Annotated in this window: 18 protein-coding genes; 12 read left to right on the forward strand and 6 right to left on the reverse strand. The window is 70.7% G+C overall.

Annotation, left to right across the window (positions count from 1 at the left end; genetic code table 11):
- Positions 1 to 80: 80 nt before the first annotated feature.
- From groES to ACFY3I_RS28255, 4 genes are all read left to right on the forward strand, one after another.
- Positions 81 to 389, forward strand: coding sequence for a co-chaperone GroES (gene groES, locus ACFY3I_RS28240; RefSeq protein WP_066995800.1), 309 nt, complete (start codon positions 81 to 83; stop codon positions 387 to 389).
- 118 nt (positions 390 to 507) lie between these two features.
- The gene (gene groL, locus ACFY3I_RS28245; protein ID WP_365283798.1) at positions 508 to 2,133 is read left to right on the forward strand and encodes a chaperonin GroEL; all 1,626 of its coding nucleotides are present in this window, start codon (positions 508 to 510) and stop codon (positions 2,131 to 2,133) included.
- 194 nt (positions 2,134 to 2,327) lie between these two features.
- Positions 2,328 to 2,606: a type II toxin-antitoxin system Phd/YefM family antitoxin gene (locus ACFY3I_RS28250; RefSeq protein WP_390863695.1), complete on the forward strand. Its 279-nt coding sequence runs from the start codon at positions 2,328 to 2,330 to the stop codon at positions 2,604 to 2,606.
- Positions 2,603 to 2,860, forward strand: a complete 258-nt coding sequence (locus tag ACFY3I_RS28255) for a Txe/YoeB family addiction module toxin (protein ID WP_390863697.1) — start codon at positions 2,603 to 2,605, stop codon at positions 2,858 to 2,860. The genes ACFY3I_RS28250 and ACFY3I_RS28255 overlap by 4 nt, the downstream gene beginning before the upstream one ends.
- 291 nt (positions 2,861 to 3,151) lie before the next feature.
- Here ACFY3I_RS28255 and ACFY3I_RS28260 read toward each other — a convergent pair whose 3' ends face one another.
- The 3 genes from ACFY3I_RS28260 to ACFY3I_RS28270 form a co-directional block, all read right to left on the reverse strand.
- Positions 3,152 to 3,859, reverse strand: a complete 708-nt coding sequence (locus ACFY3I_RS28260; RefSeq protein WP_390863699.1) for an ester cyclase — start codon at positions 3,857 to 3,859, stop codon at positions 3,152 to 3,154.
- Positions 3,860 to 3,946: 87 nt separating this feature from the next.
- Entirely contained in the window at positions 3,947 to 4,720 is a 774-nt protein-coding gene (locus tag ACFY3I_RS28265; protein ID WP_390863701.1) for an SDR family NAD(P)-dependent oxidoreductase, read from the reverse strand.
- Positions 4,721 to 4,817: 97 nt separating this feature from the next.
- Positions 4,818 to 5,486 (reverse strand): MOSC domain-containing protein, encoded by a 669-nt coding sequence (locus tag ACFY3I_RS28270; RefSeq protein ID WP_365283808.1) that lies wholly within the window; start codon positions 5,484 to 5,486, stop codon positions 4,818 to 4,820.
- 79 nt (positions 5,487 to 5,565) lie between these two features.
- Here ACFY3I_RS28270 and ACFY3I_RS28275 point away from each other — a divergent pair, with 79 nt between their 5' ends.
- Positions 5,566 to 6,465 carry a LysR substrate-binding domain-containing protein gene (locus tag ACFY3I_RS28275; RefSeq protein ID WP_365283810.1) on the forward strand — a complete coding sequence of 300 codons (900 nt, stop codon included), beginning with the start codon at positions 5,566 to 5,568 and terminating at the stop codon, positions 6,463 to 6,465.
- Positions 6,466 to 6,551: 86 nt separating this feature from the next.
- Here ACFY3I_RS28275 and ACFY3I_RS28280 read toward each other — a convergent pair whose 3' ends face one another.
- Positions 6,552 to 6,881: a WhiB family transcriptional regulator gene (locus ACFY3I_RS28280; RefSeq protein ID WP_351693561.1), complete on the reverse strand. Its 330-nt coding sequence runs from the start codon at positions 6,879 to 6,881 to the stop codon at positions 6,552 to 6,554.
- 381 nt (positions 6,882 to 7,262) lie between these two features.
- Between ACFY3I_RS28280 and ACFY3I_RS28285 the strand changes: the two genes are divergently transcribed.
- The 5 genes from ACFY3I_RS28285 to ACFY3I_RS28305 all read left to right on the forward strand — a co-directional run bounded on the left by ACFY3I_RS28285 (position 7,263) and on the right by ACFY3I_RS28305 (position 12,395).
- Positions 7,263 to 7,874: a response regulator transcription factor gene (locus ACFY3I_RS28285; RefSeq protein WP_003948568.1), complete on the forward strand. Its 612-nt coding sequence runs from the start codon at positions 7,263 to 7,265 to the stop codon at positions 7,872 to 7,874.
- Positions 7,875 to 8,151: 277 nt separating this feature from the next.
- On the forward strand, positions 8,152 to 8,739 hold the full coding sequence (locus tag ACFY3I_RS28290) for a sigma-70 family RNA polymerase sigma factor (RefSeq protein WP_384029419.1): 588 nt from the start codon (positions 8,152 to 8,154) through the stop codon (positions 8,737 to 8,739).
- 222 nt (positions 8,740 to 8,961) lie between these two features.
- Positions 8,962 to 10,464, forward strand: a complete 1,503-nt coding sequence (gene guaB / locus ACFY3I_RS28295) for an IMP dehydrogenase (RefSeq protein WP_365283813.1) — start codon at positions 8,962 to 8,964, stop codon at positions 10,462 to 10,464.
- A 106-nt stretch (positions 10,465 to 10,570) separates the two neighbouring features.
- Positions 10,571 to 11,695 (forward strand): GuaB3 family IMP dehydrogenase-related protein, encoded by a 1,125-nt coding sequence (locus ACFY3I_RS28300; RefSeq protein WP_365283815.1) that lies wholly within the window; start codon positions 10,571 to 10,573, stop codon positions 11,693 to 11,695.
- Between the two features lie 259 nt (positions 11,696 to 11,954).
- Positions 11,955 to 12,395: a hypothetical protein gene (locus ACFY3I_RS28305; RefSeq protein WP_390863704.1), complete on the forward strand. Its 441-nt coding sequence runs from the start codon at positions 11,955 to 11,957 to the stop codon at positions 12,393 to 12,395.
- A gap of 87 nt (positions 12,396 to 12,482) precedes the next feature.
- On the opposite strand, the gene ACFY3I_RS28310 is transcribed toward ACFY3I_RS28305, so the two are convergent.
- Positions 12,483 to 13,691, reverse strand: a complete 1,209-nt coding sequence (locus ACFY3I_RS28310) for a nucleotide sugar dehydrogenase (protein ID WP_365283819.1) — start codon at positions 13,689 to 13,691, stop codon at positions 12,483 to 12,485.
- Between the two features lie 292 nt (positions 13,692 to 13,983).
- Here ACFY3I_RS28310 and ACFY3I_RS28315 point away from each other — a divergent pair, with 292 nt between their 5' ends.
- Positions 13,984 to 15,690 (forward strand): glycerol-3-phosphate dehydrogenase/oxidase, encoded by a 1,707-nt coding sequence (locus ACFY3I_RS28315; protein WP_390863706.1) that lies wholly within the window; start codon positions 13,984 to 13,986, stop codon positions 15,688 to 15,690.
- A gap of 37 nt (positions 15,691 to 15,727) precedes the next feature.
- Here the strand turns inward: ACFY3I_RS28315 and ACFY3I_RS28320 are convergent, their stop codons facing one another.
- Positions 15,728 to 16,771: a serine hydrolase domain-containing protein gene (locus ACFY3I_RS28320; protein ID WP_390863708.1), complete on the reverse strand. Its 1,044-nt coding sequence runs from the start codon at positions 16,769 to 16,771 to the stop codon at positions 15,728 to 15,730.
- A 170-nt stretch (positions 16,772 to 16,941) separates the two neighbouring features.
- On the opposite strand from ACFY3I_RS28320, the gene ACFY3I_RS28325 reads away from it, so the two are divergent.
- Positions 16,942 to 19,053, forward strand: coding sequence for a serine/threonine-protein kinase (locus tag ACFY3I_RS28325; RefSeq protein WP_390863846.1), 2,112 nt, complete (start codon positions 16,942 to 16,944; stop codon positions 19,051 to 19,053).
- The last annotated feature ends 134 nt before the right edge of the window (positions 19,054 to 19,187 follow it).

The raw sequence follows: 19,187 nt of genomic DNA on the forward strand, positions 1-19,187 counted from the left end.
GGCACCCGCGACGACGGATCCACCTGGTCGCCACCTCAGACAGTTAACCCCGTGAGATCTCCGAAGGGGGAGGTCGGATCGTGACGACCACCAGCTCCAAGGTTGCCATCAAGCCGCTTGAGGACCGTATCGTGGTCCAGCCGCTCGACGCCGAGCAGACCACGGCCTCCGGCCTGGTCATCCCGGACACCGCGAAGGAGAAGCCCCAGGAGGGCGCCGTCCTCGCCGTGGGCCCGGGCCGCTTCGAGAACGGCGAGCGCCTGCCGCTCGACGTCAAGGTCGGCGACGTCGTGCTCTACAGCAAGTACGGCGGCACCGAGGTGAAGTACAACGGCGACGAGTACCTCGTCCTCTCGGCTCGCGACGTGCTCGCGATCATCGAGAAGTAGTTCACCCCAAGCACATTCTGCTTTGAACTGCGCCCCTGGCCCCCGCGATCTCATGAAGCCGGGCGTCGGGGGCGCGGTTCGTTTCACTCACGTTTTCCGAGAGGGCTGAACCGCTCCCATGGCGAAGATCCTGAAGTTCGACGAGGACGCCCGTCGCGCCCTTGAGCGCGGCGTCAACAAGCTTGCCGACACCGTCAAGGTGACGATCGGCCCCAAGGGCCGCAACGTCGTCATCGACAAGAAGTTCGGTGCCCCGACCATCACCAACGACGGTGTCACCATCGCCCGCGAGGTCGAGATCGAGGACCCGTACGAGAACCTCGGCGCCCAGCTGGTGAAGGAGGTGGCGACCAAGACCAACGACATCGCGGGTGACGGTACGACCACCGCCACCGTGCTGGCCCAGGCGCTCGTCCGTGAGGGCCTCAAGAACGTTGCCGCGGGTGCCTCCCCGGCCGCCCTGAAGAAGGGCATCGACGCCGCCGTCGCCGCCATCTCCGAGGACCTGCTCGCGACGGCCCGCCCGATCGACGAGAAGTCCGACATCGCCGCCGTCGCCGCGCTGTCCGCCCAGGACCAGCAGGTCGGCGAGCTCATCGCCGAGGCGATGGACAAGGTCGGCAAGGACGGTGTCATCACCGTCGAGGAGTCCAACACCTTCGGTCTGGAGCTGGACTTCACCGAGGGCATGGCCTTCGACAAGGGCTACCTGTCCCCGTACTTCGTGACGGACCAGGAGCGCATGGAGGCCGTCCTCGAGGACCCCTACATCCTCATCAACCAGGGCAAGGTCTCCTCCATCGCGGACCTGCTCCCGCTGCTCGAGAAGATCATCCAGGGCAACGCCTCGAAGCCGCTGCTGATCATCGCCGAGGACGTGGACGGCGAGGCGCTCTCCACCCTCGTCGTCAACAAGATCCGCGGCACCTTCAACGCGGTCGCGGTCAAGGCCCCCGGCTTCGGCGACCGCCGCAAGGCGATGCTGGAGGACCTGGCGATCCTCACCGGCGCCACGGTCATCTCCGAGGAGGTCGGCCTCAAGCTCGACCAGGTCGGCCTGGACGTGCTGGGCTCCGCCCGCCGTGTCACGGTCACCAAGGACGACACCACGGTCGTCGACGGTGCCGGTGAGTCCGGTGCGGTCACCGGCCGCGTCGCCCAGATCAAGGCCGAGATCGAGAACACCGACTCCGACTGGGACCGCGAGAAGCTCCAGGAGCGCCTCGCGAAGCTGGCCGGCGGCGTGTGCGTGATCAAGGTCGGCGCCGCCACCGAGGTGGAGCTGAAGGAGAAGAAGCACCGTCTGGAGGACGCCATCTCCGCGACCCGCGCCGCGGTCGAGGAGGGCATCGTCTCCGGTGGTGGCTCCGCGCTCGTCCACGCCGCGAAGGTGCTGGAGGGCGGCCTGGGCAAGACCGGCGACGAGGCCACCGGTGTCGCCGTGGTCCGCCGCGCCGTCGTCGAGCCGCTGCGCTGGATCGCCGAGAACGCCGGCCTGGAGGGCTACGTCATCACCTCCAAGGTCGCCGAGCTCGACAAGGGCCAGGGCTTCAACGCCGCCACCGGCGAGTACGGCGACCTGGTCAAGGCCGGCGTCATCGACCCGGTCAAGGTCACCCGCTCCGCCCTGGAGAACGCGGCCTCCATCGCCTCCCTGCTGCTGACGACCGAGACCCTGGTCGTCGAGAAGAAGGAAGAGGAGGAGCCGGCCGCCGCCGGTCACTCCCACGGCCACTCCCACTGAGGCACGCCGGCCCAGCCGGTGAGCAGTAGGTGACTGTGCCCCGCCGCTTTGCGGCGGGGCACAGTGCTGTGCCGGACCGCCCACGCGCGTCCGGCTCACCGCCCGCCGCCAGGACCCCACACGGACTGGTACCAGACCGTGGTACCAGTGGAGTGGTACCGTAAGTTGGTACCACTCTTGGAGAGGACGAGTTCATGGCCATCACCGCCAGCGAGGCCCGAGCCAGACTGTTCCCCCTCATCCAGCAGGTCAACGACGATCACGAACCGGTGGAGATCACCTCCAAGGGCGGCGACGCCATATTGATGTCGGCCGACGACTTCCGGTCCTGGCAGGAGACCGTCTACCTGCTCCGCAGCCCCGCCAACGCCGCCCGCCTCATGGCGGCCGTCGCAGAGGACAAAGCCGCCGACACCCCGTTGATCACGAGGCCCATGGACGAGCTGAGGGCCATGGCGGAGGACGGGGAGTGAGGGACGTCCGGTTCCGTCCCACCGGTTGGGAGGACCTCCTCTACTGGCAGTCCGCCGACAAGAAGCTGTTCGGCAAACTGGTCCGTCTGATCGGGGAGATCCAGCGAGACCCCTTCACGGGGATCGGCAAGCCCGAGCCGCTGAAGGGCGACCTGTCGGGCTACTGGTCACGCCGGATCGACGACGAGCACCGGCTGGTCTACCGGGCCACCGAGAAGGAAGTCGTGATCATCAAGGCCCGGTACGACTACTGAGGGTCCGCGCGACGCGGCGAGGCCCATGTCACCGGCCCGGCTCGGGAGTACGAGGACTCCGCCTCCTCCGGCGACGACCTGGACGGACCGGCCTCGCGGATGCAGGTGCGGCAGCGGGGCGGCACAGAGGTCCGGCCGCGCCGGCTCGGCGCAGATGCGATGTCGCTCCCGCTCGGGAGACCGAAGACAGCTGAAGCCCCCGTCCCCGGTCGTTCGCCGGAGGCGGGGGCTTCGCCCCTCGCGGGTACTTCGATGGTCCGCCTGGTGCGCCGGCCCGTCCACCGCATCGAGCTAGTGCGCCAGCGCGTCCAGCGCGTCGAGCTGTGCCAGGAGGCCGATCCGGTCGTACTGCAGCCAGCCCTCCGCCATCTTCCCGTCGGCGCCGAAGCGGTGGATCGTGGTTCCGGTCATGGTGACCTGCCGGCCGGTGTTCGCCACCCCCATGAACGCCGCCTTCTGCACCCCCGTCCAGAGCCATCTGGTGCACACCCTGTCGTCCTGGGTGATCTGGTCCTCGACGAGGAACGAGAAGTCGAAGGCCCCCCGCCACATCTCCAGCTTGCGCCGCATCGCGTCCATGCCGATGGTGTCCCGGCCCTCGACCGGGTCGTGGTCGTGGTAGTCCTCGGTGATCAGGCCGTCCAGCGGGACCAGCGGGCCGGGCGCCGCGATCGTCTCGAGGTACCGCCGCGCGGTGTCGGCGTACACCCGCTCGTCCCGCACCACGTCCAGGTCCGTGAACGTCGGCATCCCCTCGCAGAGCGCCAGCATCTCGCGGAGCACCTCGTCGGTCTCCGGCCGGTTGGAGTTCCGCATCGCCTCCTCGTACGAGGGGAACTCCACGATCTCCACGACGTGCGACGCGTCGGAGCGGTCCTTGGCGACCACCGAGTGCGTCGCCGTCCGCTTCCCCTTGGTCTGCGTGACCCACCTGTCCATCAGCCGGTTCATCTCGGCCGGCCGGTTGGTCCTGCACTCGATGAGCTGTACGAACGTCATGCCACCGCCTCCGGCCCCCCTGGGTCCGGTACCGTCACGCCCTATTTTCCCACCCTGGCGGTCGGCACCGCAGCCGTCACCGCGGCGTCACTGCGGCCCGTACTTGCGCCCCGTCTTCGAGGTGATCCCGCCCAGCAGTCCGTGCGGGGCCACCTTCGCCAGGCCGGTCAGCACCTTGTACCGGGGGTCCGGGACCGACAGGGTCTTGCCGCGGGCCAGGTCGTTGAGCGCGGCCTCGACCAGCTTGTCGGCGTCCAGCCACATCCAGTCCGGGATGTTGTCCGTGCCCATCCCGGCCCGCTGGTGGAACTCGGTGCGCACGAAACCCGGCGCCAGCGCCATGAGGCGGACCCCGGTCCCCGCCAGATCGCGCGCCGCGCCCTGGGTGAACTGCACGACCCACGCCTTCGACGCGCCGTAGGTGCCCCGGGGCACGAACGCCGCCACCGAGGCGACGTTGACGACACCGCCGCGCCCGCGTTCGCGCATCGCGTCGGCCGCCGCCGAGGTCAGCCGCAGCACCGCCTCGCAGTGCACCTTGAGCATCCTCAGTTCGTCGGCCATCGAGACGTCCAGATAGCGGCCCTTGTTGCCGAAGCCGGCGTTGTTGATCAGCAGGTCGACCGGGCTCCTGCGGTCGCCGAGTCGGTCGGCGACCGATTCGATGCCGGTGTCCTCGGCGAGGTCGGCGGTGAGGACCTCGGCCTCGATGCCGTGCCGGTCGTGCAGCTCGGTGGCCTGCTCGCGCAGCCGTTTGGTGTCCCGCGCCACCAGGACGAGGTTGTGCCCGTCCGCCGCCAGCCGCCGCGCGAACGCGGCACCGATCCCCGCGGTCGATCCCGTAATCAGAGCCGTTGTCATGGCCCAAGGGTAGTTACCCGGACCGGCCGCGTCCGCTGCCCGCACCAGCTCTCCCGATGGGTGAAGCGCCGGTGAACGAGGAAGGAGGGACAGCCGTTCAGTCCTGCTGCGCGGCCGTGTACTTCCGGGCCAGCGCGAGCGCCTGCGGGTGCAGGGCGTCGCCCGCCGCGAGGAGCCGGGGCAGCAGCTCCCGCTCGGTGGTGGTCGCGCGGAACTCCATCGCCGCCGTCACCCCGTGCGCCGGCCGGTGCACGATCTCGATCGGGTCGCCGGCCCTGATGTCACCGGGTTCGATCACCCGGAGGTAGGCGCCTGTCGCACCCTTGCGGGTGAACCTCTTCACCCATCCCCGCTCGCCCAGATGGCCCTGGAAAGTGCGGCACGGGATGCGCCCCGAGGTGACCTCGAGTACGACCACCGGCCCGATCCGCCAGCGCTCGCCGATCAGCGCCTCCGACACGTTCAGCCCGTTTGTCGTGAGGTTCTCGCCGAAGGAGCCGTTGGGCAGCGGCCGGCCGAGTTCCTTCTCCCAGTCGTCGAGGTCCTCGCGCGCGTAGGCGTACACCGCCTGGTCGTCGCCGCCGTGATGGCGCAGCTCGCACACCGCGTCACCGGCCAGGCCGCTGCCCGCGACCCCCTTCGGTCCCGGTGCCTGCACCCGGACCGGCCCGGTCACGGGCCGCTTGTCGATGCCGGTCACACCGTCCTTCTGGTCCGTGTGGGGCGAGGGCGTCGCGGTTCCGAGGTTCAGCGAGAGAAGCTCCATGGCCCGACGGTACGGGATCGTGCTCAAAGCGTCGACGCACTATCGGGTACGCGGCCCAAGTCCGCCTTATGATCGAGGGGTGATCGAGGCCCGTCATCTCCGTGTCCTGCGCGCCGTCGCCACCACCGGTTCCTTCTCGGCGGCGGGGCGTGAGCTGGGCTGCACCCAGCCCGCCGTCAGCCAGCAGATGAAGGCCCTGGAGACCTCCGTGGGCACCCCGCTGCTGGTGCGCAACGGCCGTGAGATGCGCCTGACCCAGGCGGGCGAGGCCCTGGTGCGGCACGCCTCCGGGATCCTCGCCGGGCTCACGGCCGCCGAGGAGGAGGTCGCGGCCATCGCCGGCCTGCGCGCGGGCCGGGTCCGTCTGGTCTCCTTCCCGAGCGGCAGCTCCACCCTGGTCCCGACGGCGCTGGCCGCCCTGCGCGCGGCCCACCCCGGCACCCGGGTCTCGCTGGAGGAGGCCGAGCCGCCGAACTCGGTGGAGCTGCTGCGCGCGGGCGACTGCGACATCGCGCTGGCCTTCCGCTACGAGGGCGCGGCGGGTGCCGAGGAGTGGGACGACCTGGTGGTGCGGCCGCTGCTGACGGACCGGCTGATCGGCCTGCTGCCCGAACGGCACCGGCTGGCCCGCGCCGAGTCGGTCGCTCTCGGGGATCTCGCGGGCGAGCCGTGGATCGCGGGCTGTCCGCGCTGCCGGGGACAGCTCGTCCAGGCGTGCGAGAGCGCGGGCTTCACGCCCCGTATCGACTTCGCCACCGACGACTACCCGGCCGTGATCGGCCTGGTCGGCGCCGGTCTGGGCGTCGCGATGCTGCCTCGGCTGGCGATCGAGTCGGTGCGCCCCAAGGGCGCGCGCACGGTGGCTCTGGAACCCGCGGTGGTGCGGGAGATCGTCGCCCTCACGCTGCCGGACCTGGCGCAGGTGCCGGCCGTGGCGGCGACGCTGGAACAACTGGGCCGGGCGGCCCGGCGGGCCTGAGGCGACGAACGGCCCGGTCGGCGTCAGTCGGTGCTGCGGTGGTGTGAAGAAACGTTATTTCAGGTGTGAGCGGGGAGTCGGTTCCTTCAGGTGTGGGGGAGGGGGTCGCCGCTGGTCGTCGACGCCGACACCAGCCTGTTGCGCGCCCGCCCCATGAGCTCTTCGCGCTCGTCCTCGGTCAGGCCGCCCCACACGCCGTACGGTTCGCGGACCGCCAGCGCGTGCGCCGCGCACTCCGCGCGGACCGGGCACCTCATACAGACCTCCTTGGCCGAGTTCTCACGGGCACTCCGAGCCGCCCCGCGCTCGCCCTCGGGATGGAAGAAGAGCGAGCTGTCGACCCCACGGCAGGCAGCAAGGAGCTGCCAGTCCCACAGGTCCGCGTTCGGTCCGGGAAGGCGGGAGAAATCTGCCATTACGTGACCCCTTGTAGCCGTTCTGGGCGGATACGGTGCCAACGACCGTACATCTCCGGTCTAGAGAGATGAAAATATGACTCATTGCGAATCTAGCCCCAGACACCGTGAAACGGGAAGAAAAAGGTCTAAATGGGGCATTGGATGTGATGAAAAGTTGAGGGTCTGACGTCCATGTCTGCACCGTGTCCGCGCCCTCACGTAGAGTGCCGAAGTGGGCACGCAGCCCCGTAACTCTTTCGAGTGACCGTCGTTGAGAGTGCGGAGGCGGTTGAAACAACAAGCGCTCGGGCAGGCGTCCGAGACGGTCGACCGCACAGGTGACGATTCCGTACCAGCCTGGAGGCTCAAGGTGACGCGCATCAGCTGCGGAGGGCGGTCATGACATCCGTCCTCGTCTGCGACGACTCCCCGCTTGCCCGAGAGGCGCTGCGCCGCGCGGTGGCGACCGTGCCCGGCGTCGAGCGCGTGACGACGGCGGCCAACGGCGAGGAAGTCCTCCGCCGCTGGGGCGCCGACCGCTCCGACCTGATCCTGATGGACGTGCGCATGCCCGGACTGGGCGGTGTCGAGACCGTGCGCCGGCTGCTGTCGGCGGACCCCGGCGCACGCATCATCATGCTCACGGTCGCCGAGGACCTGGACGGGGTGGCCCTGGCCGTCGCGGCCGGCGCCCGCGGTTATCTGCACAAGGACGCCTCGCGCGCCGAGCTGCGCGCGACCGTCACCCAGGCGCTCGCGGACCCCACCTGGCGGCTGGCGCCCCGCCGGCTCCGCTCGGCCGAGATGGGCGCCGCGCCCACCCTCACCGCGCGCGAGATCCAGGTCCTCGAAGGCATGAGCCACGGCCGCTCCAACGCCGAGATCGGCCGCGAGCTGTTCCTCTCCGAGGACACCGTGAAGACCCATGCCCGGCGCCTGTTCAAGAAGCTCGGCGCCTCCGACCGTGCCCACGCGGTTGCCCTCGGCTTCCGCTGGGGACTGGTCCGGTAGCAGGGCGGTGAGCTGCACCGCAGCGGGTTTGCGGACCGACCGGACGCCCCCGCCTACCCCACGGTGGGCGGGGAACGCAAGGCGGAGCGCCTCAGGCCCGCTGCTCGTTTCGGCGCCGATGCCGCATCCTTGAGGTGTGGAGTCTCTCGGGGACGAGTCGTTCGAGCGGAAGGGGAGGGCGCAAGGGATGAGTTCCGGCGCACCTGCTCATAACGCTTCGGTGCACAACGACGGACGTGGTGCCACACCGCCGACCGCCGCAGGGCACGATGGTCCGATGCGCGACGACGAGGCGGTCACCGCCGTAGGGACGATCGGCGCTCTCGTCCACCGTGCCGTCGACGGGGACGAGCAGGCGACGCACGACCTGCTCGCCCATGTCCATCCGCTCGCGCTGCGTTACTGCCGTACCCGTCTGTCCCGCCTTCCGGGCGACGCCCGGCACTTCGTGGAGGACCTGGCCCAGGAGGTCTGCGTGGCGGTCCTCCTCGCGCTGCCCCGCTACCGCGACACCGGCCGCCCCTTCGAGGCCTTCGTCTTCGCCATCGCCTCCCACAAGGTCGCCGACCTCCAACGGGCCGCGATGCGCCATCCGGGCTCCACGGTCGTTCCCTCGGACGAGATGCCGGAACGCCCCGACGACTCCCTCGGCCCGGAGGAGCGGGCGCTGCTCAGCAGCGACGCCGAATGGGCCAAGAAACTCCTCGCCAACCTGCCCGAGAACCAGCGCGAGCTGCTGCTCCTGCGCATCGCGGTGGGCCTCACCGCCGAGGAGACCGGCCAGATGTTGGGAATGTCACCGGGTGCGGTCCGGGTCGCCCAGCACCGGGCCCTGAGCCGGCTGCGCGCACTGGCCGAGCAGTAGCCGCACGGCCGCCGGCCCGGACGCCGCACGGTCCGCGACCCCGGACGCCGCACGGCCGTCGCCCCGGACGCCGCACGGTCCGCCGTCCCCGATGAACGGGCTCGCGCTCATTTCCGTACGAACATACGAAGCCTGAAGCTGAGTCGTACCGTGGAATTTGGGGCCTGTGCTTCCCGTTAGCATGGACATCCGCACCGTTCAAGGCCATTTGGGGAAGGTGTCATGACTGCCAACGTCGACGGAGTGCCCGGAAAATTCGCGACACTCGGGCTTACCTACGACGACGTGCTGCTGCTGCCGGGCGCATCCGAGGTGCTCCCGAACGCGGTCGACACCTCGTCCCGCATCTCCCGCAACGTCCGGGTCAACATCCCGCTGCTGTCCGCCGCCATGGACAAGGTGACCGAGTCCCGGATGGCCATCGCGATGGCCCGCCTCGGCGGCGTCGGCGTGCTGCACCGCAACCTGTCGGTCGAGGACCAGGTCAACCAGGTCGACCTGGTCAAGCGGTCCGAGTCCGGCATGGTCACCGACCCCATCACGGTGCACCCGGAGGCGACCCTCGCCGAGGCCGACGCCCTGTGCGCCAAGTTCCGGATCAGCGGCGTGCCCGTCACCGACCCGGACGGCCGGCTGCTCGGCATCGTCACCAACCGTGACATGGCCTTCGAGTCCGACCGCTCCCGCCGCGTGCACGAGGTCATGACCCCGATGCCGCTGGTCACCGGCAAGGTCGGGATCACCGGCAGCGAGGCGATCCAGCTGCTGCGCAAGCACAAGATCGAGAAGCTGCCGCTCGTCGACGACCAGGGCGTCCTCAAGGGCCTGATCACCGTCAAGGACTTCGTCAAGGCCGAGAAGTACCCGAACGCCGCCAAGGACGCGGAGGGCCGGCTGCTCGTCGGCGCCGCCGTCGGTGCCAGCCCCGAGGCCCTGGAGCGGGCCCAGGCGCTCGCCGAGGCCGGTGCGGACTTCCTGGTCGTCGACACCTCGCACGGCCACAACAGCAACGCCCTCAGCTGGATGTCGAAGATCAAGTCGAGCGTGGACGTCGACGTGATCGGCGGCAACGTCGCCACCCGCGACGGCGCCCAGGCCCTCATCGACGCCGGCGTGGACGGCATCAAGGTGGGGGTCGGCCCCGGCTCCATCTGCACCACGCGCGTGGTCGCCGGCATCGGCGTCCCCCAGGTCACCGCGATCTACGAGGCCTCCCTCGCGGCCCGTCCGGCCGGCATCCCGCTGATCGGCGACGGCGGCCTGCAGTACTCCGGCGACATCGGCAAGGCGCTCGCCGCCGGCGCCGACACCGTGATGCTCGGCAGCCTGCTGGCCGGCTGCGAGGAGTCGCCCGGCGAGCTGCTCTTCATCAACGGCAAGCAGTTCAAGTCCTACCGCGGCATGGGCTCGCTCGGCGCGATGCAGTCCCGCGGCCAGGGCAGGTCGTACTCGAAGGACCGCTACTTCCAGGCCGAGGTCGCCTCGGACGACAAGCTCGTGCCCGAGGGTGTCGAGGGCCAGGTCCCCTACCGCGGCCCGCTCTCCAACGTGCTGCACCAGCTCGTCGGCGGCCTGCGCCAGACGATGGGTTACGTGGGCGCCGTCACCATCGACGAGATGGAGTCCAAGGGCAGGTTCGTCCGCATCACCTCCGCGGGCCTCAAGGAGAGCCACCCGCACGACATCCAGATGACGGTCGAGGCGCCGAACTACAGCCGCAAGTAGTCTCCACGGCATTTCCAGGGCGGCTCCGGGACACACCGGGGCCGCCTTCGCCGTACCCGTCGGCGATACTGGAAGACGCTGAAACGAAGAGGGAAAGGCCACAGACGTGACTGAGATCGAGATCGGGCGCGGCAAGCGCGGCCGCCGGGCGTACGCCTTCGACGACATCGCCGTCGTCCCCAGCCGCCGCACGCGGGACCCGAAGGAGGTCTCGATCACCTGGCAGATCGACGCCTACCGGTTCGAGCTGCCGTTCCTGGCCGCCCCCATGGACTCGGTCGTCTCCCCGGCCACCGCCATCCGGATCGGTGAGCTCGGCGGTCTCGGCGTGCTCAACCTCGAAGGCCTCTGGACCCGGCACGAGGACCCGCAGCCGCTGCTCGACGAGATCACCGGGCTCCCCGCCGAGCAGGCCACCCGCCGTCTGCAGGAGATCTACGCGGCTCCCATCAAGGAGGAGCTGATCGGCGCGCGCATCAAGGAGGTGCGCGACTCCGGTGTGGTCACGGCCGCCGCGCTCTCCCCGCAGCGCACCGCCCAGTTCTCCAAGGCGGTCGTGGACGCGGGCGTGGACATCTTCGTGATCCGCGGGACGACGGTCTCGGCGGAGCACGTCTCCTCCTCGCACGAGCCGCTCAACCTCAAGCAGTTCATCTACGAGCTCGACGTCCCGGTGATCGTCGGTGGCTGCGCCACCTACACGGCGGCCCTGCACCTGATGCGCACGGGCGCCGCGGGCGTCCTCGTCGGCTTCGGCGGCGGCGCGGCCCACACCACGCGCAACGTGCTCGGCATCCAGGTCCCGATGGCCACCGCGGTCGCGGACGTGGCCGCGGCCCGCCGCGACTACATGGACGAGTCCGGCGGCCGGTACGTGCACGTGATCGCCGACGGCGGCGTCGGCTGGTCCGGCGACATCCCCAAGGCGATCGCCTGCGGCGCGGACGCGGTGATGATGGGCTCCCCGCTCGCCCGTGCGACGGACGGCCCCGGCAAGGGCCACCACTGGGGCATGGAGGCGGTCAACGGGGAACTGCCGCGCGGCAAGAAGGTCGACCTCGGCACGGTCGGCACCCTGGAGGAGATCCTCACCGGCCCGTCGCACACCCCCGACGGTTCGATGAACCTCTTCGGAGCCCTGCGGCGGGCGATGGCCACGACCGGCTACAGCGAGCTGAAGGAGTTCCAGCGCGTCGAGGTGACGGTCGCGGACAGCCAGCACAAGCGGTAGGTCCGGCCGATTTCAGCCGGGGGCTCGGACCGCATCGGGTCGATCCGAGCCCTACCGGAGGCAGCGCAGAGAAGGCTCAAATGTTGATCAGATGCGCTCGTTCAGTTCTCTGTTGTGCCCCTGACATCGGTAGCCTTCTTCCTGCTGCGTGACCAGCAGCAGAACGAGGGGAAATCCGTTGCGAACAATTCGCTTTGCCGTATTCCGTGGCACACGGGCTGGGGCCGTCGGTCTTGCTGTACTCGCCGGCACTCTGGGGATGACTGGCGAGGCCGGAGCTGCCTCGCAGGCGCCGTGCCGGAGCGTCAGGCTCCAATTCAACCCGGCCTACTGCGGCTTCAAGAACGTCAAATATCAGGGGCTGGTGCGGGGCAAGAGCTCCATTGCGGTAGTGCAGGGGCGAGGTCCCATGACACTCACCCTCACCGCCATGGAGACCGTGAGCAATACGAAGAGTGCGACGATCACGATCACCGCCGAGGCGGTGTCCGGCGCCGTCGGCTTCGACGTCACGAAATCGCGCACGAAGAGTATGGCGGGCAGCTGGAACGTTCCCCGGGGCAAGTTTGGAACCCTGAACGCGTATCCGCTCTACCGGGAATACTCCTTCAACGTGTACAGCAAGATCACCGGCAAGGTCGTGGGCAAGGGGACGGCCCGCAAGGCGGTCGGCTACCGCTACGAGCACTCTGCCAGGTAGTTTCACCGTTCGACCGAACGGCCTGCCCGTCCGGCCGGTGGGCCGTTTCGGGGTGAGGCTCCCGGCGCGGGGCCTCGCGCCGCGCCCTCAGAGCCGGTGCGCCGCCCCCGTCGGCGTCGCCCCGCGGGTGTCCAGCAGCAACTGGGCCTTCACCGACAGGCCCTGGAGGTCGTACGTCCGGTGCTGCTGGACCAGGATCGTCAGATCGGCGTCGGCGGCCGCCTCGTAGAGCGAGTCCGCGCGCGGCACCGGACGGTCCAGGACGTTCCAGGACGCGATGTGCGGGTCGTGGTAGCTGACCGAGGCGCCCAGTTCCATCAGCCGGATCGCGATCTCGCGGGCGGGCGTGGCCTGCTGGTCGGCGAGATCGGCCTTGTACGTGACGCCGAGCAGCAGCACGCGCGCGCCGCGGGCCGACTTGCCGTGCTCGTTGAGCAGGGCGGCGGCGCGCTGGACGACGTAGCCGGGCATCCGGTTGTTGACCTGCTGGGCCAGTTCCACCATGCGCAGACCGCGCCCCGCGACGCCGGACAGGTCCTGGGCGACCCCGTGGCCGCCGACGCCGGGGCCGGGGCGGAAGGCCTGGAAGCCGAACGGCTTGGTCTCCGCGCAGCGGATGACGTCCCACAGGTCGACGCCCAGGTCGTTGCAGAGGACGGCCATCTCGTTGACGAGGGCGATGTTGACGTGCCGGAAGTTGGTCTCCAGCAGGTGCACGGTCTCCGCCTCCCGCAGGCCCCGCGCGCGTACCACCTTGTCGGTGAGCCGGCCGTAGAACGCGGCGGCCGACTCCGTACAGGCCGGCGTGAGACCGCCGATGACCTTCGGGGTGGTGGCCGGGGTGAAGTCGCGGTTGCCGGGATCCACCCGGCTGGGCGAGTAGGCGAGGTGGAAGTCGCGCCCCGCCCGCAGGCCCGAGCCCTCCTCCAGCAGGGGCCGCAGGAAGTCCTCCGTGGTGCCCGGGTGGACCGGAGACTCCAGGATCACCGTGGTGTGCGGGCGCAGCCGTCCGGCGAGGGTGCGGGCCGCCGCCTCCATCTGCCCGAGGTCGAGTCCGCCGTCGGCGCCGCGCGGGGTCGGCGCGCAGATGACGGCCGTACGTACCCGGCCGAGCTCGACCGGGTCCTTGGCGACCCGGAAGCCCTTCGCGAGCATCCGGCGCAGTTCGGCGGGGCTGAGCGAGCCCGCCTCGGGTCCGGTGGCGTACCCGACCGTGGAGAGGCCGGCGGACACGGCGGCCTGGGCGAGGGGCAGGCCGTAGGGACCGAGTCCCATGACGGCGAGGTCTGCGGGCATGGCGTGGGCCGTCCTTCCCAGTAACCGAAGCGGGACAGGTGCGCAAGCCCTGTGGACAGGATGAGCGAAGCGCAATGTCAGACTAGGAGTAAATATGAACGTTATGTGGGATTGTGTACGTGTGTCTTCCGGGGGTTCGGTGAGCGTTGTCCACAGGCTGTGGGCGCGTGGTGGCTGAAGTCGGCCATCGCGGTCAGACTTTGGGCAGGGGCCCCGCCTGCCGGGTGCGGCCCGTGTGCGAGCGACGACCGACGACGAGCCATGACCGATGGCGGCAGAGCGGGAGGCAGCGGTGAGGACAGCGACACTGGGGCCGAAGCAGCGGGCGGAGTCCTTGGCGGCCATGGCCGAGCGCGAGCTGGACGTGCTGGTCGTGGGCGGCGGGGTGGTCGGCGCGGGGACCGCGCTGGACGCGGCCACCCGGGGCCTGAACACCGGCATAGTCGAGGCCCGGGACTGGGCCTCGGGCACCTCCAGCAGGTCCAGCAAGCTGGTCCACGGCGGTCTGCGCTATCTGGAGATGCTCGACTTCGCCCTGGTCCGCGAAGCCCTCAAGGAACGCGGCCTGCTCCTGGAGCGGCTCGCCCCGCACCTCGTCAAGCCGGTGCCGTTCCTCTATCCCCTCCAGCACCAGGGGTGGGAGCGGCTGTACGCGGGCTCGGGCGTCGCGCTCTACGACGTGATGTCGATGGCCCGCGGACACGGCCGGGGCCTGCCCGCCCACCGCCACCTGAGCCGCCGTCAGGCCCTGCGCGTGGCACCCGCCCTGCGCAAGGACGCCCTGGTCGGCGCCATTCAGTACTACGACGCGCAGATGGACGACGCCCGCTACGTGGCCACCCTGGTGCGCACGGCGGTGTCCTACGGCGCGAAGGCCGCCAACCGCGCCCGCGTGACCGGGTTCCTGCGCGAGGGCGAACGGGTCGTCGGGGCCCGGGTACTGGACGTCGAGGGCGGCGGGGAGTACGAGATCCACGCCCAGCAGGTGGTCAACGCCACCGGGGTGTGGACCGACGACACCCAGGCGATGGTCGGCGAGCGCGGCCAGTTCCACGTCCGCGCCTCCAAGGGCATCCACCTGGTGGTCCCCAAGGACCGCATCCACTCCACCACCGGCCTGATCCTGCGTACCGAGAAGTCGGTCCTGTTCGTCATCCCCTGGGGCCGGCACTGGATCATCGGCACCACCGACACCGACTGGGACCTCGACAAGGCCCACCCGGCCGCCTCCAGCGCTGACATCGACTACCTGCTCAACCACGTCAACTCGGTGCTCGCGGTGCCGCTCTCGCGTGACGACGTCCAGGGCGTGTACGCGGGCCTGCGCCCGCTGCTGGCCGGCGAGTCCGACGCCACCAGCAAGCTGTCGCGCGAGCACACGGTCGCGCATCCGGCACCTGGGCTCGTGGTGGTCGCGGGCGGCAAGTACACGACGTACCGCGTGATGGCCAAGGACGCCGTCGACGAGGCGGTCCACGGGCTGGACATGCGGGTCGCGGAGTGCGTCACCGAGGACATCCCGCTGCTCGGCGCGGAGGGCTACCGGGCGATGTGGAACGCACGGGCCCGGATCGCCGCCCGCACCGGCATCCACGTCGCCCGGGTCGAGCACCTCCTCAACAGGTACGGCTCGATGGCGGACGAACTCCTCGACCTCATCGCGGCCGACCCCGCCCTCGGAGAGCCGCTCGCGGCCGCCGACGACTACCTGCGCGCCGAGGTCGTCTACGCCGCCTCCCACGAGGGAGCCCGCCATCTCGACGACGTCCTCACCCGCCGCACCCGCATCTCGATCGAGACCTTCGACCGGGGCACCCGCAGCGCCCGTGAGGCCGCCGAACTGATGGCGCCGGTCCTCGGCTGGGACAAGGACCAGATCGAGCGGGAGGTCGAGCACTACGAGAAGCGGGTGGAGGCGGAACGGGAGTCCCAGCTCCAGCCGGACGACCTGACGGCCGACGCGGCCCGCCTGGGAGCCCCGGACATCGTGCCGCTGTAGGCCCGCGTCCCAGCGGCGGCGGGCCCCCGCGGCCGGTCTAGCCGCCGCTCGGACAGAACTCGGCGGCGAGCAGCGCGGGTTCGAGCTCCGGGTCCGCCACCGTCGTCGTGTTCACACGGAACGTCAGGACGTGCCGGCCGCCGACCTGGCCGGCACTGAGCACGTAGCTGCCCGCTATCCGGCCGTTGTGCCCCCACACCGTGGTCCCGCACGGCAGCCTCAGGGGAAAGACGCCCAGGCCGTACGCCCCCCGCGTGGCACGGGTGTCGAGCATCTCGCCCAGCAGGCGCGGGGACAGCAGTTCGCCGCCCAGCAGGGCCGCGTAGAAGCGGTCCAGGTCGGCGAGGGTGGTCACCAGCTCGCCCGCGGCGCCGGCCACCCGCGGGTCGAGGTCGGTGACGTCGGAACCGTCGGCCGCGTAGGCGGTGCCGTGCGGCGCGGGCAGCGAGGTGCGGGTGCCCGGGAAGGACGTGCCGGTCAGCCCGAGGGGAGCGATGACGCGGCGCCGGACCTCGGTCGCGTACGAGTGACCGGTGACCTGGCGGACGACCATGCCGAGCACGACGTAGTCGGTGCTGGAGTACGCGTAGCGGCCCAGGCCGGTGGAGGGGAGGGCGAGCGAGACGCGTACCGCCTGGAGCGGAGTCAGGGGGACGGAACCCCGGGTGGCCTCGGTGAAGTCGGCCAGCCCGCTGGTGTGGGACAGCAGGGCGCGCAGGGTGATCCGCCGCCCGTCGACGCCCCGCCCGCGCAGCAGCCCCGGCAGGTGGCGCTCCACCGGGTCGGACAGGGAGAGCCGGTGTTCCGCGGCCAGTTGCAGGACGACGGTGGCGATGAAGGTCTTGGTGACGCTGCCGGCGCGGAAGTGGTCGGCGCGGGAGATGCCGCGTCCGGCCTCCGCGTAGCGCACGTCGTCGCCGTTGTGTTCCAGGACGGCGACGGCGGGCACCCGTCCTTTGGTGAGGAACTGTGACAGGAGCGGGTTCACGGCCCGCGCCGAGGCCACGGATCCGGCCGCGACCGGGGTCAGCAGCAGGGTGAGAGAGGCCGGTATGGCCGCCAGTGTCCGAAGCGAGGGCATCCGGATTCCTCTCTTGTCGGGGCTCATCATCCCGGCTCGCGTGACTCCCCCGTCACCGGGGGTTCCGGTCGTCCGGCCCCGGCGCGCGATCAGGGGCCCCCTGGGCGTCGGGCACTTGTCGGGTGAGGGACAATGAAGGCTCTGTCAGGGCGGGTTGCATGAGGGGACGCATGTCGGAGGCGGAGCGGGCGGGTATTTCTCGTCAGGAGACTCGTCAGGGCAACAGTGAGCGTCTTCTCGCCGGGCGGTACCGGCTGGGACGAGTGCTCGGCCGCGGCGGCATGGGCACGGTGTGGCGCGCCGAGGACGAGACCCTGGGCCGGACGGTCGCCGTGAAGGAGCTGCGGTTCCCGTCGAACATCGACGAGGAGGAGAAGCGGCGCCTGATCACGCGCACGCTGCGCGAGGCCAAGGCGATCGCCCGGATCCGCAACAACAGCGCGGTGACGGTCTTCGACGTGGTCGAGGAGGACGACCGGCCCTGGATCGTGATGGAGCTGGTCGAGGGCAAGTCGCTGGCCGAGGCCATCCGGGAGGACGGCCTGCTCAAGCCCCGGCGCGCCGCCGAGGTCGGGCTCGCGATCCTGGACGTGCTGCGCTCCGCGCACCGCGAGGGCATCCTGCACCGGGACGTGAAGCCGTCCAACGTGCTGATCGCCGAGGGCGACGGCCGGGTCGTGCTCACCGACTTCGGCATCGCCCAGGTCGAGGGCGACCCGTCGATCACCTCCACGGGCATGCTCGTCGGCGCGCCCTCCTACATCTCCCCGGAACGGGCCCGCGGTCACAAGCCCGGCCCGGCGGCCGACCTGTGGTCGCTCGGCGGCCTGCTGTACGCGGCGGTCGAGGGCGCCCCGCCGTACGACAAGGGGTCGGCGATCGCCACGCTGACCGCGGTGATGACCGAGCAACTGGAGGAGCCCAAGAACGCGGGCCCGCTCCGGGACGTCATCTACGGCCTGCTCACCAAGGACCCGGCGAAGCGGCTGGACGACGCCGGGGCGCGGGCGATGCTCAACGCGGTGATCAACGCGCCGGAGGAACTGCCCGTCGACGCCACCCGGGTCGTGCCGCTGCCCGCGCAGCCGGACGCGCCGCAGGAGGAGAAGGGCACGGCGGCCAGGCGGGGCGAGGAGGCCGGCGAGAAGCTGCGCGGGGCGCTGCGGTCCGTGCGCAAGGCCGCGGGAGCGGCGACCGCCGCGTCCGCGGGCCGCACGAAGAGCGCCGCCGCCGACGCGGCCGCCGTCCAGGGTCCGAGTGCCTCCGGCTCGGCTGCCTCCGGTTCCGCCGCTTCCGGTTCGGCGCCGGTCTCCGGTGCCGCCGGCGGCGCGCGTTCCGCCGGTGGTCCCGTCGCCGGTGCGGCGGCCGGCGGTGCCGGTGCGCACGGCGGGTCCGCGGAGGCCAGGCGCGGCGCGGACAAGGCGAGTTCCGGTTGGCCGGTCATGCCGCCGCCGGACCTGGACCTGGCACCCAGGCCGGTGCCCCGGGCCCCGCTCACGGACGTGGTGCCGAGGCGGACCCTGGTGATCATCGCCGTGGTGGTCGCCCTCGTGGTCCTCGGCACCGTGCTCGCCCTCACGCTCGGCGGCGGCGGGGACGACAAGGGGAGCGGCAGGAGCGGCGGTTCCAAGCCGGTGGCCACCGCGGGCGCGAGCGCCGGGGCCGATTCCGGTTCGGGCTCCGGTTCGGGGTCCGGCGGCGGGTCCTCACCCAAGGGGGACACGAGCGGCGGCACGAAGACGGACGGTGACTCCGAGCCGGGCACGGACTCCGGGAACTCCGGGAACAGCGGCGATTCGGACGACAAGGATTCCTCGGCGTCGAACTCCAGTGGCAGTGACGACGACAAGGCCTCGGTGGCGCAGACGTACCACGGGGACCAGGGTTACTCGATCGGGCTGCCCGAGGGCTGGAAGTTCCAGACCGCCAGCGACGCCGGGGACCGGTTCACCGGGCCCGACGGGCAGAAGCTGCTGGTCGCCTGGACGAGCACGCCCAAGGGTGACCCGGTTGCGGACTGGCAGAACCAGGAGCGCGGCATGGTGCGCTCCCAGTACCAGAAGATCCGGATAGCGAAGGTGGACTACCGCGGCTGGAACACGGCCGACTGGGAGTTCACCTACGTGGACGGCGGTACCAGGTACCGGACCGTCGACCGCGGGTTCGTCGTCAGCCCGAAGCAGGGGTACGCGCTGATGTACACCGCGCGGGCCGCCGACTGGGACGGCGCGTCGCGCGAGGGCACCTGGAAGACGCTGGCGGCGAGCTTCGAGCCGAAGTGACAAATTCGCATCGCCTCAATGTGATGTGCCTCCGGCACGTATCGTGAGTGGTTGCAGACCGTACGCATCTGGATAGGTATGCGGAACGGCCCGCGAAACGAGCGGATTTGACCACCGGCCGGCCGGGGGAGGCA

The organism is Streptomyces sp. NPDC001068 (genome assembly GCF_042897315.1).
Classification (GTDB): domain Bacteria; phylum Actinomycetota; class Actinomycetes; order Streptomycetales; family Streptomycetaceae; genus Streptomyces.

Coding starts and splice junctions, on each gene's coding strand:
- groL (WP_365283798.1), top strand. CDS start 508: ATGGCGAAGATCCTGAAGTTCGACGAGGACGCCCGTCGCGCCCTTGAG.
- ACFY3I_RS28250 (WP_390863695.1), top strand. CDS start 2,328: ATGGCCATCACCGCCAGCGAGGCCCGAGCCAGACTGTTCCCCCTCATC.
- ACFY3I_RS28260 (WP_390863699.1), bottom strand. CDS start 3,859: ATGACGTTCGTACAGCTCATCGAGTGCAGGACCAACCGGCCGGCCGAG.
- ACFY3I_RS28265 (WP_390863701.1), bottom strand. CDS start 4,720: ATGACAACGGCTCTGATTACGGGATCGACCGCGGGGATCGGTGCCGCG.
- ACFY3I_RS28270 (WP_365283808.1), bottom strand. CDS start 5,486: ATGGAGCTTCTCTCGCTGAACCTCGGAACCGCGACGCCCTCGCCCCAC.
- ACFY3I_RS28280 (WP_351693561.1), bottom strand. CDS start 6,881: ATGGCAGATTTCTCCCGCCTTCCCGGACCGAACGCGGACCTGTGGGAC.
- ACFY3I_RS28285 (WP_003948568.1), top strand. CDS start 7,263: ATGACATCCGTCCTCGTCTGCGACGACTCCCCGCTTGCCCGAGAGGCG.
- ACFY3I_RS28290 (WP_384029419.1), top strand. CDS start 8,152: ATGCGCGACGACGAGGCGGTCACCGCCGTAGGGACGATCGGCGCTCTC.
- guaB (WP_365283813.1), top strand. CDS start 8,962: ATGACTGCCAACGTCGACGGAGTGCCCGGAAAATTCGCGACACTCGGG.
- ACFY3I_RS28305 (WP_390863704.1), top strand. CDS start 11,955: ATGACTGGCGAGGCCGGAGCTGCCTCGCAGGCGCCGTGCCGGAGCGTC.
- ACFY3I_RS28310 (WP_365283819.1), bottom strand. CDS start 13,691: ATGCCCGCAGACCTCGCCGTCATGGGACTCGGTCCCTACGGCCTGCCC.
- ACFY3I_RS28320 (WP_390863708.1), bottom strand. CDS start 16,771: ATGCCCTCGCTTCGGACACTGGCGGCCATACCGGCCTCTCTCACCCTG.
- ACFY3I_RS28325 (WP_390863846.1), top strand. CDS start 16,942: ATGTCGGAGGCGGAGCGGGCGGGTATTTCTCGTCAGGAGACTCGTCAG.